The sequence below is a fragment of the Pseudarthrobacter chlorophenolicus A6 genome (assembly GCF_000022025.1).
GTDB lineage: Bacteria > Actinomycetota > Actinomycetes > Actinomycetales > Micrococcaceae > Arthrobacter > Arthrobacter chlorophenolicus.
On record NC_011886.1, the window covers coordinates 4,089,782 to 4,105,406 of the forward strand.

At 67.6% G+C, this 15,625-nt stretch carries 11 protein-coding genes; 8 read left to right on the forward strand and 3 right to left on the reverse strand.

Going from position 1 to position 15,625, the window contains the following annotated elements:
- The first annotated feature begins 15 nt into the window (after positions 1-15).
- Positions 16-1,146, forward strand: a complete 1,131-nt coding sequence (locus ACHL_RS18425; RefSeq protein ID WP_015938827.1) for an FAD-dependent oxidoreductase — start codon at positions 16-18, stop codon at positions 1,144-1,146.
- A gap of 28 nt (positions 1,147-1,174) precedes the next feature.
- Here ACHL_RS18425 and ACHL_RS18430 read toward each other — a convergent pair whose 3' ends face one another.
- The 3 genes from ACHL_RS18430 to ACHL_RS18440 all read right to left on the reverse strand — a co-directional run bounded on the left by ACHL_RS18430 (position 1,175) and on the right by ACHL_RS18440 (position 6,619).
- Positions 1,175-2,746: an MFS transporter gene (locus ACHL_RS18430; protein ID WP_015938828.1), complete on the reverse strand. Its 1,572-nt coding sequence runs from the start codon at positions 2,744-2,746 to the stop codon at positions 1,175-1,177.
- A 63-nt stretch (positions 2,747-2,809) separates the two neighbouring features.
- Positions 2,810-5,440, reverse strand: coding sequence for a trehalase-like domain-containing protein (locus tag ACHL_RS18435; RefSeq protein WP_015938829.1), 2,631 nt, complete (start codon positions 5,438-5,440; stop codon positions 2,810-2,812).
- 186 nt (positions 5,441-5,626) lie between these two features.
- Entirely contained in the window at positions 5,627-6,619 is a 993-nt protein-coding gene (locus tag ACHL_RS18440) for an LLM class flavin-dependent oxidoreductase (RefSeq protein ID WP_015938830.1), read from the reverse strand.
- Between the two features lie 157 nt (positions 6,620-6,776).
- On the opposite strand from ACHL_RS18440, the gene ACHL_RS18445 reads away from it, so the two are divergent.
- From ACHL_RS18445 to ACHL_RS18475, 7 genes are all read left to right on the forward strand, one after another.
- Positions 6,777-7,649 (forward strand): aldo/keto reductase, encoded by an 873-nt coding sequence (locus ACHL_RS18445; RefSeq protein WP_015938831.1) that lies wholly within the window; start codon positions 6,777-6,779, stop codon positions 7,647-7,649.
- A 49-nt stretch (positions 7,650-7,698) separates the two neighbouring features.
- Positions 7,699-8,397: a type 1 glutamine amidotransferase domain-containing protein gene (locus ACHL_RS18450; RefSeq protein ID WP_015938832.1), complete on the forward strand. Its 699-nt coding sequence runs from the start codon at positions 7,699-7,701 to the stop codon at positions 8,395-8,397.
- Positions 8,398-8,641: 244 nt separating this feature from the next.
- Positions 8,642-9,622, forward strand: a complete 981-nt coding sequence (locus tag ACHL_RS18455; protein ID WP_015938833.1) for an ABC transporter substrate-binding protein — start codon at positions 8,642-8,644, stop codon at positions 9,620-9,622.
- Between the two features lie 161 nt (positions 9,623-9,783).
- A complete protein-coding gene (locus ACHL_RS18460; protein WP_015938834.1) occupies positions 9,784-10,383 on the forward strand; it encodes a TetR/AcrR family transcriptional regulator in 600 nt (199 codons plus the stop codon).
- A 360-nt stretch (positions 10,384-10,743) separates the two neighbouring features.
- On the forward strand, positions 10,744-12,240 hold the full coding sequence (locus ACHL_RS18465) for an aldehyde dehydrogenase family protein (RefSeq protein ID WP_015938835.1): 1,497 nt from the start codon (positions 10,744-10,746) through the stop codon (positions 12,238-12,240).
- Entirely contained in the window at positions 12,241-13,881 is a 1,641-nt protein-coding gene (locus ACHL_RS18470) for a GMC family oxidoreductase (protein ID WP_015938836.1), read from the forward strand.
- 145 nt (positions 13,882-14,026) lie between these two features.
- Positions 14,027-15,610, forward strand: a complete 1,584-nt coding sequence (locus ACHL_RS18475) for an APC family permease (RefSeq protein WP_050767188.1) — start codon at positions 14,027-14,029, stop codon at positions 15,608-15,610.
- Positions 15,611-15,625: the final 15 nt, after the last annotated feature.

Here is a 15,625-nt window from a genome sequence, read left to right on the forward strand (position 1 = left end):
GGAAATGGAGAACCTGTGACAACAACCCTTGACACCGTGGTGATCGGCGGCGGCGCCATGGGCTCCGCCGCGGCGTGGGCGCTGTCCCGGCGGGGACGCCAGGTGACCCTGGTGGAGCAGTTCGGGCCGGGACACACGATCGGGGCGTCGCACGGCACCACACGGAACTTCAACCCCGGCTACCACCGGCCCGAGTACGTCGCCATGGTGGCCGAATCGCTGGACCTCTGGAACGAGCTGGAACAGGAGAGCGGCCAGACGCTCCTGGCACGGACCGGCATCGTCACGCACGGGCCCGAGCCCATGCTGCCGGACGCCGCGGCCGCACTTGCCCAGGCCGGCCTGCGCGCCGAATTCCTGCACCCGGACGAAGCCGGCGAGCGCTGGCGCGGCATTCGGTTCGACCAGCAGGTCCTGTACATGCCCGACGGCGGCCAACTCAACCCGGAAGCAGCCCTGCCGGCATTCCAGCGCCTCGCCGCAGCCCGGGGCGCCGACATCCGGCACCACACCAAAGTGGTGTCCTTCGAGGTGGCGGACGACGGCGTCCGGCTGGGGCTGGAATCGGTTGCCGGCACCGAGATGGTCACCGCTGCGCAGGTTGTGGTGACGGCCGGCGGCTGGACGGAGAAGCTTCTGGGCGCTGCCGTGGGCGGACGCCTGCGGACGCCGAAGCTCAGGGTGACGCAGGAACAGCCCGCGCATTTCCGGATTACCGATTCCGATGCGGTGTGGCCGGGCTTCAACCACTACCCGGGCGGCGGGTCACAGTACGCGGGGTGGTACTCCCCGGTCTACGGCATGCACACCCCCGGCGAGGGCATCAAGGCAGGCTGGCATGGTGTTGGCCCGGTGGTGGATCCAGACCGGCGCAGCTTCGAGCCGGAGCCGCAGCAGCTCGCTGCCCTGCAAACCTACGCGAGGACCTGGCTGCCCGGCGTGGACGCGGACGCCTTCGAGGCCATCAGCTGCACCTACACCACCACGCCGGACGAGGACTTCATCCTGGACCGGATGGGGCCCGTGGTGATCGGCGCGGGGTTCTCCGGGCACGGGTTCAAGTTCACTCCCGTGGTGGGCCGGATCCTTGCCGACCTCGCCACGGGCACCCGCCCTGCCCCCGCTATCTTCAGCGCCTCCCGCTAGCTGAAGCTGCCGGGCTCGCTGGCCCGGATCAGCTGCCGCGGCGGCCGGAATCCTCCACTTCGGCGCGGCCCGGCCCGGCGCCGGACGCGCCGTCGTCGTTGCCCTCGTGCATGCCGTCGGTTGCATCCTGTTTCGACTCTGCGCCGTGTTCGGAGGCCTGATCCTGCCCCAAGGCAGCATCCTGCCCGGTTCCGGCGGCCTTCGTCTTGGGCATGGCCAATACCGCCAGGACGGTCAGGAGCCCGGCCACCAGGGCTGCCAGGAAAACGGCGCTGGAGGCGGCCACCACAGCCTGGCCGTTCCCCTCTCCGCCCGGGTTGCCCGAGTAGATGGCGTTGGCCACGGCCCCGAACACTGCCACACCCAGGGCGCTGCCAATGGAACGGGCAAACATGTTGGTGCTGGTCACCACGCCACGCTCGTTCCACCGCGCACTGGACTGCGCGGCGATCAGCGTGGGCGTTGCGAGCAGGCCGAGGCCGAGCCCCACGACGAAGCAGCAGGACGCGATCAGCGCCACGTTGGGCGTGCTGGCCGTCAGCGCCAGGATGAGCAGGCCGGCCACGGTGATGGAGATGCCGATCAGTCCGGTGGCCTTGAACCCGATCCGCAGATACAGGCGGCCTGCCTGTGATGCGCTGAGGGGCCAGCCGAGGGTCAGTGCAGCCAGGGCAAGGCCCGCGACCAGCGGTGAAACGGACAGTGCACCCTCGAGGAAAGTGGGCACGTAGGAGGTCAGGCCAATCATCACCGCACCAACACCGAACGATGCGAGCGCAGTGGTCACCAGCAGGCGCCGCTGCACCACCCAGGACGGCAGGATGGGTTCCGCTGCCCGCCGTTCCACCAGGATGAAGACCACCAGGAGCACCGCGCCGACGCCGAAGACGGTAAAGCTCACCGGCGAATCCCACGCCCAGGCCTCGCCGCCCTGCAAAGCACCGAGGATCAGCAGGCCCAAAGAGCCTGCCATCAGAGCCGCTCCGGCGTAATCCACTGTGTGTTTGGCGCGTTCCACCTTCTCGTCCAGCGTCCGCACCAGCATCCAGCCGGCCAGGATGCACAGCGGGATGTTGACCAGGAAGATTCCGCGCCAGATGCCCAGCGCCGAGAAGACGCCGCCCAGGCTGGGCCCCACCACGGAGGACACGGCCCACACACTGGCGAGGTACCCCTGGACTTTGGCGCGCTCCTCCAGCGAGTAGATGTCGCCGGCAATGGTGATGCTGACCGGCAGCACGGCACCGGCACCCAACCCCTGCAGCGCGCGGAAGGCGATCAGGGAGGGCATGCTCCAGGCCACGCCGCAGAGGACGGAGCCCAACAGGAACAGTCCGATGCCGGTCAGGATGATCGGCTTACGGCCCACCATGTCGGACAGCTTGCCGTAGATGGGCACGGAGACAGCCTGGGCCAGCAGGTACGCCGAGAACAGCCACGGGAACGACGAGAACCCGCCAACATCGCGGACGATCGACGGGACGGCGGTAGCCACGATGGTGGAGTCGATAGCCACCAGTCCGGTGGAAAGCATCAAGGCGATGAGGATGGGGCCGCGCTCCGAGCGGAACCCCACCCCTTGGGCGCGGGCGGTCTTCATGAGTCTCGATTCGGTTTCTGTATCCCTTGTCCTTCCACTCTAGGTACCCCGGACGAACGCTGCCTACCGTCCGGCCTGGTGCGCATCCAGGAGGCGGGCACAGCGGATGAAGCCCAGATGGGAATACGCCTGCGGGTGGTTGCCCAGATGGGTTTCGGTGCCGGGGTCGTATTCCTCCGGCAGCAGCCCGGTGGGCCCGAAGAGGTTCACCAACTGGTCGAACAGATCCCACGCTTCATCGATGCGGCCCACGGCGACGTAAGCCTCGATCAGCCAGGTGGTGCAGATGTGGAAGCCGCCCTCCAGGCCCGGCAGGCCGTCGTCATACCGGTACCGGAAGACCGTGGGCCCCACCCTCAGTTCCCGTTCCACAGCGGTAACCGTGTCCAGGAAGCGCTGGTCGGTGACATCCAGCAGGCCGGAAAGACCGATATGCAGGACGGCGGCGTCGAGGTCCGGGCTGTCGTAGGCCACCGTGTAGGACCTGGCCGATTCGTCCCAGCCCTCCCGCAGGACCTCGTCCCGGATGGTGGCGGCCATCGGGGCCCAGGCAGGGTCAGGTTCCCTGCCGTGGCGGTCAGCTGTCCGCAGTGCCCTGTCCAGGGTCACCCAGCACATCACCTTGGAGTAGACGTGGTGGCGTGCCGGGCGCCGGGCTTCCCAGATGCCGTGGTCCGGTTCATGCCAGCGGGCCAGGACCGCCGAGGCCATCTGGACCAGCAGCTCCCAGTGCCCGTCGGCGAGTGTGCCCTCCTTCAGGCTCAGGGTGTGGATCAGCTCGGCAACAGGGCCAAAGACGTCCAGCTGGACCTGGTGGTCCGCCGCGTTGCCGATTCTCACCGGGCGGGAACCGGCATAGCCCGGGAGGCTGTCCACCACGGCTTCCGTGGACAGCGGCGCACCGGTGACGGAGTACAGCGGATGCAGCCACTCGGGGCCCGGCGCATGCTCAAGGATCCGCCCCAGCCAGGCGAGGAAACCGCTGGCTTCTGCGGTGGATCCCAGGTCCGCCAGGGCGTTGACGGTCATGGACCCGTCCCGCAGCCAGCAGTACCGGTAGTCCCAGTTCCGTGTTCCTCCGATGCCCTCCGGCAAGGAGGTGGTGGGGGCGGCGAGGACCGCGCCGGTGGGTTCGTGGACCAGGGCGCGGAGCACCAGGGCCGAGCGCCGAACCAGCGAGGGTTTCACTGATGGAAGGGAGAGTTTTTGCACCCACTGGCGGGCGTGAAGGGCCACTTCCGCCCGGCGTTCCGTCTCGCCCTGCGGGTCCGCGGGCCGGGGTTCAGTGTCGCCGCAGCGCAGGTTGAGCACCACTGGCCCGGACTGGAGATTCACCGAGGCCGTGGCCGTGCCGTGCCTGCCGTCAGAGGTAATGCTGAACGTCACGCCCGGTGCGAACAGGATGATCGGTTCAGACGTGCCCACCACGTGCAGTTCGTCGCCGCGGGCCTCCATGACGAACGGGGCGTTGGCGTAATCCGGCCGGGGTGCGAACGTAATCCGGGCAGCGCCGGTTCCGGTCAGTACCCGGACCAAACTGGTGATGCCGTCCGGGGCAGGCTCAAGGTAATCGGTGACTGTGACGTCCGCCCACCGGGTTTCGACGATCATGGTGCTGTCCACGTAGCGCTGGCCCAGCACCTGTGACGCCTTTGCCGGTTCCACCGAGAAGTGGCCGGCCGCGTCACCGCCCAGGATGTGGGCGAACACCGATCCTGAATCCGGCAGCGGGTGGCTCATCCAGCAGACCTTGGCGTCCGGTGTCAACAGTGCGGTGGAGGTGCCGTTGCCGATCATGGTGTGCCGTTCGAGGCCCACGGCGTCCTCGCCGAACAGCCAGGCCCGCCGCAGTTCGAAGAGCAGGGCAAGGACGCGGGCGAAGGATTCGGGGTCACGGACCCGGTGTGCCGCGGCGGTTTTGCCCCCGCCCACCCGCAGGCCCAGGTCCGGGCCGCGGAGGGTGGCGATGGCCAGTTCGTCGCTGTCGGCGTCGCCCGCGAACATGGCCGCGCTGGCGCCAAGCCGGGACCGGAGGGTTTCCAGCGCCTCGCCCTTGGACGGTTCCACCACTGACAGGTCCAGCACCGAGCCGTCCACAATGAAGAAGAGTCCGTGGGCGCGAGCTATCTCCCGGGCAGTTTCGGTCACAGACGCCACGACGTCTGGCGGGGCCGGGCGGGTGTGGACCGAGACCGCTACCGGTTTGCGTTCAATCCACACGCCGCTCTGGAACCCTACGGCCTCGTTGAGTGCAGCGTTGACCTTCTGCAGGACCGATTCGGTGGCAAGCGTCTGGGTGTGCGCGAAGCCCATGTCCGACTCCGCGCCGTGCGAACCGATGAGGTGGACCTCCACGGGGAGCCGTGACACTGCCGCCAGGTCCCTCAGGGAGCGGCCCGAGATGATTGCGGCGTGCGTGCTGGGCAGGGCGGCCAGTGCCCGCAAGGCGATGGCGGCGCTGCCCAGCGGGAGGATCTCGGTGGAGATGCCTTCGGCGTCGCAAAGGGTGCCGCCGTAATTGCAGGCGACCAGCAGCGCCGGAACACGGGCCAGTACTTTCAGTTCGTCCAGCAGGGCCGGGGTCAGCCCGCTGTCCGCCGCATCGGCCTGGACGAAGGACCGGAGCACGTCCAGCGGAAGGGACCGGGTGAGCAGGGCGGAATCCGCAACGCTCTGGTTCAAGGGCGTGGGCATCAGGGAACCCCTTCGAGGCAGAACCAGGCCGGGACTGCAGCCGCTGGGTCACCTGCGGACTACCGGTTGGCGCCCCTCCCGAAGATCCTGGCGGATTCCCGGGGGAGCATTACCCATGGTCATCCCCGGCGGTTTCTCCTGAATATCCCCTTCATTGCGTATGTGTAAAAGTCCGCACCGGGAAGCTCAGACGCGCGCCAGTCCGGCCACCTCGGCCAGCAGTTGCACGGAACGCAGCCGGGCGTCAGTGCCGGTGCTCTGGTGGGCCACGATGAGTTCGTCGGCGTCAGCGTGCCTGCCGAACCCGTCAAGGTAATCCAGGACGACGTCGGGCGTGCCCACCGCCGAATAGGTCATCATCTGCGAGACGTGCTGGCCCTGCGGGGAGTCGAGGATCATGTCCGCCTCGTCATCGGTGAATTCCCGGGTCCCGCCGCCGAAGAACAGGGACACGCGGGCGCGTTTGGTGGCCTGCATCATCTCCTGCGCCTCGGACGCGGAATCGGCGGCGATGACGTTGACGCCGGCGATCACGTGCGGGGCGTCCAGCTGCGCTGAGGGTTTGAATTCGCGGCGGTAGACGGCCACCGCGTCCTTGAGCGCATTGGGTGCAAAGTGCGAGGCGAAGGCGTATGGCAGGCCCAGTTGGGCGGCGAGCCGGGCGCCGAACAGGGAGGATCCCAGGATGTAGAGCGGGACGTTGGTGCCCTTGCCGGGGGTCGCCTCCACACCCTGGATCCGGGTAGGTCCGGTGAGGTAGCCCTGCAGTTCCAGGACGTCCTGCGGGAAACTGTCGGCGGACATGGGGTCGCGGCGAAGGGCCCTCATGGTGTTCTGGTCGCTGCCCGGGGCACGGCCGAGGCCCAGGTCGATCCGGCCCGGGTGCAGTGTTTCCAGGGTGCCGAACTGCTCGGCGATGGTCAGCGGCGAGTGGTTGGGAAGCATCACGCCGCCGGCGCCGAGCCGGATGCTCTCGGTGTGCGCGGCCACGTGGGCGATCAGCACGCTGGTGGCGGACGAGGCGATGGAGGACATGTTGTGGTGCTCGGCGTACCAGACCCGCCGGTAGCCCAGTTTCTCGGCGCTCTGCGCCATGGCCACGCTGCCCGCGAAGCTTTCCGCCGGCGTCTGGCCTTTGCCGATGGTTGCCAGGTCAAGGATGGAAAGCGGGAGGGTCACGTCGGGTGCCGGCCTTTCGGAGCGTTGCGTTCGGAATATCGTTGCGTCATCGCGCCCGCCGGAATCGCGGCAGGCACAGAGGGCATAACCATGGCGGCGCCCGGCTTATTTCTGTGATCTGCGGAATACCCAGCAGGCTGATGATGTTGCCGCCCCTATGAGCTCAGAGACAACGAACCAGCTGGAACTGTCCGCCACCATCGACCTCAAGGACCTGGGAACCGTGCAGCGGCTCGGCTTCGGCGCCATGCGCATCGTGGGCGACGGCGTCTGGGGCGAGCCCGCGGACAGGGCCGCCGCCGTGGCCGTGGTGCGCCGCGCCGTCGAACTCGGCGTCGACTTCATTGACACCGCAGATTCCTATGGCCCGAACATCAGCGAGGAGATCATCGCCGAAGCCCTGCACCCTTACAAGGACGGACTGAGGATCGCCACGAAGGTGGGATTTACCCGCACCGGGCCCAACAAATGGGTTCCCGTGGGCCGGCCCGAATACCTGCGCCAGCAGACGGAACTGAGCCTTCGCAAGCTGAAGGTGGACACCATCGACCTGCTGCAGCTGCACCGGATCGATCCCAAGGTTGACGCCGAGGAGCAGTTCGGCGTGCTGCGTGAACTCCAGGACGAGGGCAAGGTCCGGGCTCTGGGCCTGTCGCAGGTCAGTGTGGCCGAGCTGGAAGCCGCCGGCAAGCACTTCACGGTTTCCACGGTCCAGAACCGCTACAACCTGACCGACCGCAGCTCCGAGGACGTGCTGCGCTACTCCGAGGAAAACGGCATCGGTTTCATTCCGTGGGCCCCGATTTCCGCGGGCGAACTGGCGCAGCCCGGGGGTTCGCTGGACGAAGCGGCCAAGCGGTTTGGTGCCACGACGTCGCAGGTGGCGCTGGCGTGGCTGCTCCGCCGTTCCCCCGTCATGATGCCCATCCCCGGCACCGGATCCGTCAGCCACCTCGAGGAGAACATGGCAGCGGCGGGGATCACGCTCGACGACGACACGTACGCTGGGCTGGAGGCTGCCGGCAAGTAGCGGCGGCTTTCCACGCAGCGCCCAGCAACACAACAGGCAGGAGAACAGCATGGCTAACGTTTTGATGGTTGTTTCAGCGGCCGATTCCCTCACCATGAAGGACGGCAGCGAACACCCCACCGGCTTCTGGGCTGAGGAACTGGTGGTTTCGCACCAGACCCTGGTGGACGCCGGACACACAGTCCACATCGCCACACCCGGCGGCGCCAAGCCCACCGTGGACCAGGTCAGCCTGGCACCGGAGTCCGCCGGCGGCGAGGAACGCGCTGACGGTTTCCGCGACTACCTGGCCAAGATCGGCGAAGAGCTGTCTCAGCCGCTGGTGCTCTCCGACGTCAGCATCGCTTCCTACGACGCCGTGGTGATGCCCGGCGGGCACGGCCCGATGGCCGATCTTTTCAAGGACGCGGACCTGGGCCGCCTGCTGGTGGCCGCGGACAGGGACGGCAAGGTTATCGCCCCGTTCTGCCACGGCCCGGCGGGCCTGCTCAGCGCAACGGACGACGCCGGGACGTTCACTTTCGCGGGCCGGCGCCTGACGGTCTTCAGCAACGAAGAGGAACTGAACGGCGGCACCGGCGAAAACACGCCCTGGCTGGTTGAGGATGCGTTGAAGGAGAAGGGCGCGATCGTCAATAACGCCGCTGCCTGGTCCTCGCACGTGGTCCGAGACGGCAACCTCATCACCGGCCAGAACCCGCAATCCAGCGAGGACGTGGCAAAGGAAGTCATCAAGGCTCTGGGCTGACAGGCTTCCCGGGGCCGCGGCGGGCGGCCTGACGCCGATTGACTGAAGGAGGGGACCAGCTCACAAGAGCTGGTCCCCTCCTTCGGTGCACCCGGATTGTGACCGCAGCGGTCCCCCGGTTAACTGCGGTTACTCCCCGTATCGCCCGGTTTCGGGGCCTTTGATTCTGCCGGCGGCACTCCCGGATAGTTGCTGCAACGCGCATCATCCGCCGCATCTACTTCGTACCTCCAAGGAGGAAACCATGGCCATCCCCACGCCGAAACCGGCCCTTATCGCGGCCCTGGCAGTGTCCCTGCTGGGCCTGGCCGCATGCGCCGATCCCGGCGCGACGGCGGCGACAGCGCCGACGTCGGAAGCTACCGCCACCGCAGCCGGCAAGACTTTCAACCTGACCCCTGAACAGAACCGCTTCAAGGTGGACGTGGACCAGGCAGCGGCCGCGCAGGTTCCTGACGCCATCAAGGCAGATGGCAAGCTGACCGTGGTAACCACCGGCGGCACGGCACCGCTGAGCACGTTCGCCTCCGACAACAAGACCCTGATCGGCAGCGAGGTGGACATTGCCTACGCCGTGGGCGAGACCCTCGGCCTTCAGGTCGAGGTCCTCCCGGTCGCGTGGGCGGACTGGCCGCTGGGGATCGAGTCGGCAAAATACGAGGCAGTCCTCTCCAACGTGACAGTGACTGAGGCCCGCAAGGAGAAGTTCGACTTCGCCACCTACCGCAACGACCTGCTCGGCTTCTATGCCAAGAGCGACTCGGACATCACCGAGGTGAAGGAAGCCAAGGACGTGGCAGGCAAGCGCATCATCGTGGGCTCCGGCACCAACCAGGAAGCCATCCTGGTGCGCTGGGACGAGGAGAACAAGAAGAACGGCCTCAAGCCGGTGGAGTTCCAGTATTACGACGACGACTCCGCCTCCGGACTGGCCCTCCAGTCGGGCCGCGCGGACCTGACCTTCGGCCCCAACGCCGGCGCTGCCTACAAGGCGGCGAAGGATGGGAAGACCAAGCAGGTGGGCACCCTGGAGGGCGGTTGGCCGCTGAAGGCCGAGATCGCCTTCACCACCAAGAAGGGCAACGGCCTGGCCGTCGCCGCACAGAGCGCCCTGAACCACCTGATCGACGACGGCACCTACGCCAAGATCCTGGACCGCTGGGGCCTGTCCTCCGAGGCAATCCCGAAGTCCGAACTGAACCCGGCGGGCCTGCCCAAGAAATAAGCGGACCGCCGACGAATGAATCCCCGCCCGGGCAGTGGTAACACAGCCCGGGCGGGGATTCTGGTTTATCCGGCGATACCAAGGCGCCGTTCGCGTCACCCGTCTGGTCCCGCCAGGCCGGGAAGGTGCACTGCCGGCAAGTTTGGCAATAGTCTGGCCAGATGGGGACTAATACCGTGAACTCCGGCGAGCAGCTCGACAGGCAGTCCCGCATCCTCGAAGCGGCCCTGGACTTGCTGTCCCGGCATGGGATCTCCGGCGTGAGCATGCGCTCCGTGGCCCGTGAAGCCGGCGTTGCCCTGGGCCTGGTGAACTATTACTACGACGACAAGACCAGCCTGATCCGGGCAGCCCTCCACCGCGTCGACGAGCACGACCTCCTGCTGGTCACACCTGATCCGGACTCAACTCCCGACGAACAGCTGCGCACGGCCCTGCGCCGGGTGGCGGGTGCGGACCTCCTGACCACCAAATACCTGTCCCTGCGCCTCCACCTCTGGGCCCTCGCCCAGGCCGACGAAGGCTACGCCGAGATCAATGCCGCCGCCTTCGACCGTTACATCGACGGCCTCGCCACCCTCGTGTCCAACGCCCGGCCCGGGCTTAGCTGGGAGGAGTGCCGGGAACGGGGCTCCGACATCGTGGTTATCCAGAACGGCATGTGGCTGACCTCCCTCCTGGGCGTGGACAAGGCCTCCATCAAGCGCAGCATCCAGCGCACCGAGGACATCGCCTTCGCGCCCGTTCCGGACGCCGGCTAGGCAGCAGCGCCACAAACCCTCACCCCCGAGTCATATTTGAACGAGTGTTCAACTTGCTATTGAACACTCGTTCAACATGCATTACTGTCCTTCTATGACGTACGCCACACCAGCCCGGATTTTCGATGACAGGGCCCGGCACTTCACCCTCCGCTCCGCTCCGCGCTAGCCCCGCCGGCCTGAAACCCAGGCCCGAAACCCCGGCGCGCTGTCCGCACCACGGACACCGCGCACCGCACAAGTCACCTCCGCAGCACAGCCGCCGCACCACCCGGCGCTGCTCCGCCGTGCCCGCAGCACGGCCGCCGCACCCTCCGGCGAGCGCCGGCGCGGCCCGCGACCTACCACTTAGGGAGACACATGACAGATACAACAAGCACCCTGTTCATCAACGGCTCGTGGGAGGCCGCCGCGTCCGGCGCCGTCCGTGAAATCCGCAATCCGGCCGACGGCGAACTGGTCGCCACGGTGTCCGAGGCCGGCCGGGCGGACGCGGAGCGTGCCATCTCAGCCGCCCGTGCCGCCTTCGACTCCGGCGTCTGGTCCGGCGTCCCGGCCCCTGAACGGGGCGCTTTCCTGCTCAAGGTTGCCGCCGGTCTCCGCGAGCGCCGCGAGAAGTTCGCCCGCGCGGAATCGCTGGACACCGGCAAGCGGATGGTGGAAAGCCGCATCGACATGGATGACATCGCCGCGTGCTTCGAGTACTTCGGCAGGCTCGCCGGGCAGCAGGCCGGCCGTTTGGTGGACGCCGGGGATCCCGCCGTCGTCAGCCGGATCGCCTACGAACCCGTGGGCGTCTGCGGCCTGATCACGCCCTGGAACTATCCGCTCCTGCAGGCAGCCTGGAAGATCGCCCCGGCCCTGGCCGCCGGCTGCACCTTCGTCCTGAAACCCTCCGAACTGACCCCTTCCACCAGCATCCTGGCCATGCAGCTGCTGCACGACCTCGGCCTGCCGGGCGGCGTGGCCAACCTCGTCACCGGGACCGGCCCCGAGGCGGGCGCACCCCTTTCGGAACACCCCGCCGTCGACCTGGTCTCCTTCACCGGCGGCCTGGAAACCGGCAAGCGCATCGCCGCCGCCGCTGCAGGCACCGTCAAGAAAGTGGCGCTGGAGCTCGGCGGCAAAAACCCCAACGTGGTGTTCGCGGACGCCGACTTCGATGCCGCCGTCGACAACGCGCTAAACGGCGCCTTCGTCCACTCGGGCCAGGTCTGCTCCGCCGGGGCCAGGCTGGTGGTGGAGGAATCCATCGCCGAACGTTTCGTGGACGAACTGGTCCGTCGCGCGCAGGGCATCCGGCTGGGCGGGCCCTTCGACGAGAACGCCGAATCCGGGCCGCTGATCTCCGCCGCCCACCGGGACAAGGTCAACGCCTACGTCCAGCGCGGCGTCGAGGAGGGCGCGCGGCTCCGCACCGGCGGCGCGGAACCCACAGGCGAGAAGTACGACGCCGGCTTCTACTACCAGCCCACCGTCCTGGACCGCGTCACCCGGGGAATGTCCGTGGTCACCGACGAGGCGTTCGGCCCGGTGGTCACCGTGGAAACGTTCCGCACCGAGGACGAAGCCGTGGCCACCGCCAACGACACCGTCTACGGCCTGGCCGGCGCCGTCTGGACCCAGGACGCCGGCAAGGCCCAGCGGGTGGCCGGCAGGCTCCGGCACGGCACCATCTGGATCAACGACTACCACCCCTACCTCCCCCAGGCCGAGTGGGGCGGCTTCGGCCAGTCCGGCGTCGGCCGCGAGCTCGGCCCCACCGGCCTGGCCGAATACCAGGAAGCCAAGCACATCTACCAGAACACCAGCCCCCAGATCACCGGCTGGTTCGCTGACCACAGCAAGGAGAACTAGATGCACATCGACAACATCGAGAACCTCAGCGATCGCGGATTCGACTACGTCGTCATCGGCGGAGGGTCAGCCGGCGCCGCCGTGGCCGCACGGCTGAGCGAGGATCCGGACGTGTCCGTTGCGCTGGTGGAGGCCGGCCCGGACGACCGGAACATCCCCGAGATCCTGCAGCTGGACCGCTGGATGGAGCTGCTGGAATCCGGGTACGACTGGGACTACCCCATCGAGCCGCAGGAGAACGGCAACTCCTTCATGCGGCACGCGCGGGCCAAGGTGATGGGCGGGTGCTCCAGCCACAACTCCTGCATCGCCTTCTGGGCCCCGCGCGAGGACCTGGACGAATGGGAGTCCAAGTACGGCGCCACCGGCTGGAACGCCGCCAACGCCTGGCCGCTGTACAAGCGGCTGGAAACCAACCAGGACGCCGGTCCGGACGCACCCCACCACGGGGACTCCGGCCCCGTGCACCTGATGAACGTGCCCCCGGCGGATCCTTCCGGCGTCGCCCTCCTGGACGCCTGCGAAGAGGCCGGCATTCCCCGCGCCAGGTTCAACACCGGCACCACCGTGGTCAACGGCGCCAACTTCTTCCAGATCAACCGGCGCGGGGACGGCACCCGCTCCTCCAGCTCGGTGTCCTACATCCACCCCATCATCGAGCGGGACAACTTCACCCTGCTGACCGGCCTCCGCGCCCGCCAACTGGTGTTCGATGCGGACAAGCGGTGCACCGGCGTGGAGGTGGTGGACGGCGCATTCGGCCGCACCCACCGGCTCACCGCACGGCACGAAGTCATCCTGTCCACCGGCGCCATTGATTCGCCCAAGCTGCTCATGCTCTCCGGCATCGGCCCGGCCGAACACCTGGCCCAGCACGGCATCGAGGTGCTGGTGGACTCCCCCGGCGTGGGCGAAAACCTGCAGGACCATCCGGAGGGCGTGGTGCAGTTCGAGGCGAAGCAGCCCATGGTGCAGACATCCACCCAGTGGTGGGAGATCGGGATCTTCACGCCCACGGAGGACGGCCTGGACCGGCCCGACCTGATGATGCACTACGGCTCGGTTCCGTTCGACATGAACACGCTGCGCCACGGCTACCCCACCACGGAGAACGGCTTCAGCCTCACCCCGAACGTCACCCACGCCCGCTCCCGCGGCACCGTACGGCTGCGCAGCCGCGACTTCCGCGACAAGCCCATGGTGGATCCGCGGTACTTCACCGACCCCGAGGGCCACGACATGCGCGTCATGGTGGCCGGGATCCGCAAGGCGCGCGAGATCGCCGCCCAGCCCGCCATGTCCGCCTGGACCGGCCGGGAGCTCTCGCCGGGCGTCGGGGCGCAGACGGATGAGGAACTGCAGGACTACATCCGCAAGACCCACAACACCGTGTACCACCCGGTGGGCACAGTCCGGATGGGAGCGGACGACGACGGCATGTCACCTTTGGATGCGCGCTTGCGGGTCAAGGGGGTCACCGGACTCCGGGTCGCCGATGCGTCCGTCATGCCCGAGCACGTCACGGTCAACCCGAACATCACGGTGATGATGATCGGCGAGCGCTGTGCCGATCTCATCAAGGCGGACTATGCCGGAGCTGACGCCCTGGAAGAGAAGGAGCTCACCACGTCCTTCGCCTAAGCGGCAGGAAGGGGGGCGGCGTTCCCAACAGCGCCGGCCCCCTCAGAACGTTTATCCCGCCGCACCCCAGGGCGGCCGATCCCATCGTGCTTTTCTGATTTAGGAGTCCACAGTGGAACCCAGCAAGAGTATTGATTCAAGCGGCATGGACGAATTCGGCTATACCCAGACCCTGGACCGGAGCATCGGCAAGTTTGCCAGCTTCGCTGCAGGCGTCAGCTACATCTCCATCCTCACCGGCGTCTTCCAGCTGTTCTATTTCGGTTTTTCCATGGCCGGCCCCGCCTACGCGTGGTCCTGGCCCATCGTGTTCGTGGGCCAGCTGATGGTGGCCCTGTGCTTCGCCGAGCTTGCCGGCCGGTATCCGGTGGCCGGCTCGGTCTACAACTGGGCCAAGCGGCTGGCGTCCGGGACGTCGTCCTGGCTGGCCGGCTGGCTGCTGCTGCTCTCGTCCATCATGGCCCTGGGGTCGGTGGCGCTGGCACTGCAGATCACGCTGCCGCAGCTCTGGTCCGGCTTCCAGTTCGTCGGTGACGGTACCGGCCCGTACGACTTCGCCATGAACGGCGTGGTGCTGGCCACCATCATGATCACTATCTCCACCCTGATCAACGCCTTCGGTGTGAAGCTCATGACGCGGATCAACAGCATCGGCGTCTTCGTGGAGCTGGTGGCGGCGGTGCTGCTGATCCTCGCCCTCGGCTGGCACGTGGTGCGCGGCCCGGAAGTCTTCTTCGACACGGCCGGCTTCGGCGAAGGGCACGACCTCGGCTTCTTCGGTGTCTTCCTGATCGGGGCCATGGCCTCCGGCTACGTCATGTACGGCTTCGACACCGCCAGCTCGTTGGGCGAGGAGACCAAAGACCCCAAGAAGACGGCACCCAAGGCCATCCTCCGGGCGGTCACGGCGTCCTTCCTCCTTGGCGGCCTGATCCTGCTGTTCGGCATCCTTGCAGCCCCGGACCTCACCGATCCCAAGGTGGGAGCGGCCGACGGCGGGTTGCAGCACATCGTGCTCAGCGTCCTGGGTGGTCCGTTCGGCAAGGCGTTCCTGGCCTGCATCGTGGTGGCGGTGGTGGTGTGCACCCTTGCCGTCCACGCGGCTGCGATCCGGATGATGTTCGCCATGGCCCGGGACAACAACCTGCCGTTCAGCCGGCAGCTCAGCAAGGTGGACCCGGTCCGCCGCACCCCCACCGTGGCCGCCATTGTCATCGGCATCCTGGCGGTCCTCCCGCTGCTGATCAACGTGATGCAGCCGGCCATCTTCACCATCCTGTCCAGCATCAGCATCGTCCTGATCTATTTGTCCTACCTGCTGGTGACGGTTCCCCTGCTGCGCAAGCGGCTCCTGAAGAAGTGGCCGCTGGCCGATGCCGACGGCGCCGAGCCGGGGTTCTGCATGGGCAAGTGGGGGCTTCCGGTGAACATCCTCGCGGTTCTGTGGGGTGGTGCCATGACCGTGAACCTGATCTGGCCCCGGCCGGAGATCTACAACTCGGTGCCGCCCTTCGAGTGGTACCTCCAATGGGGCGGGGTCCTCTTTGTCGCCGCAGTGACCGGCGGCGGGGCCCTGCTGTACCGGCTGAAGATCCGGCACCAGACGGGCGTGCTGGCCGAGCACGCCGCCGCGGTGGCGGCCCACCCGTCCGCAGGCCCGGCTGTGGACGCTGCCCCGGCTGGCCCTGCTCCGGCTGAGGAAGGAGCCGTAGCGGTCAAGGTGCCCTAGACGGCGCCACTGCTT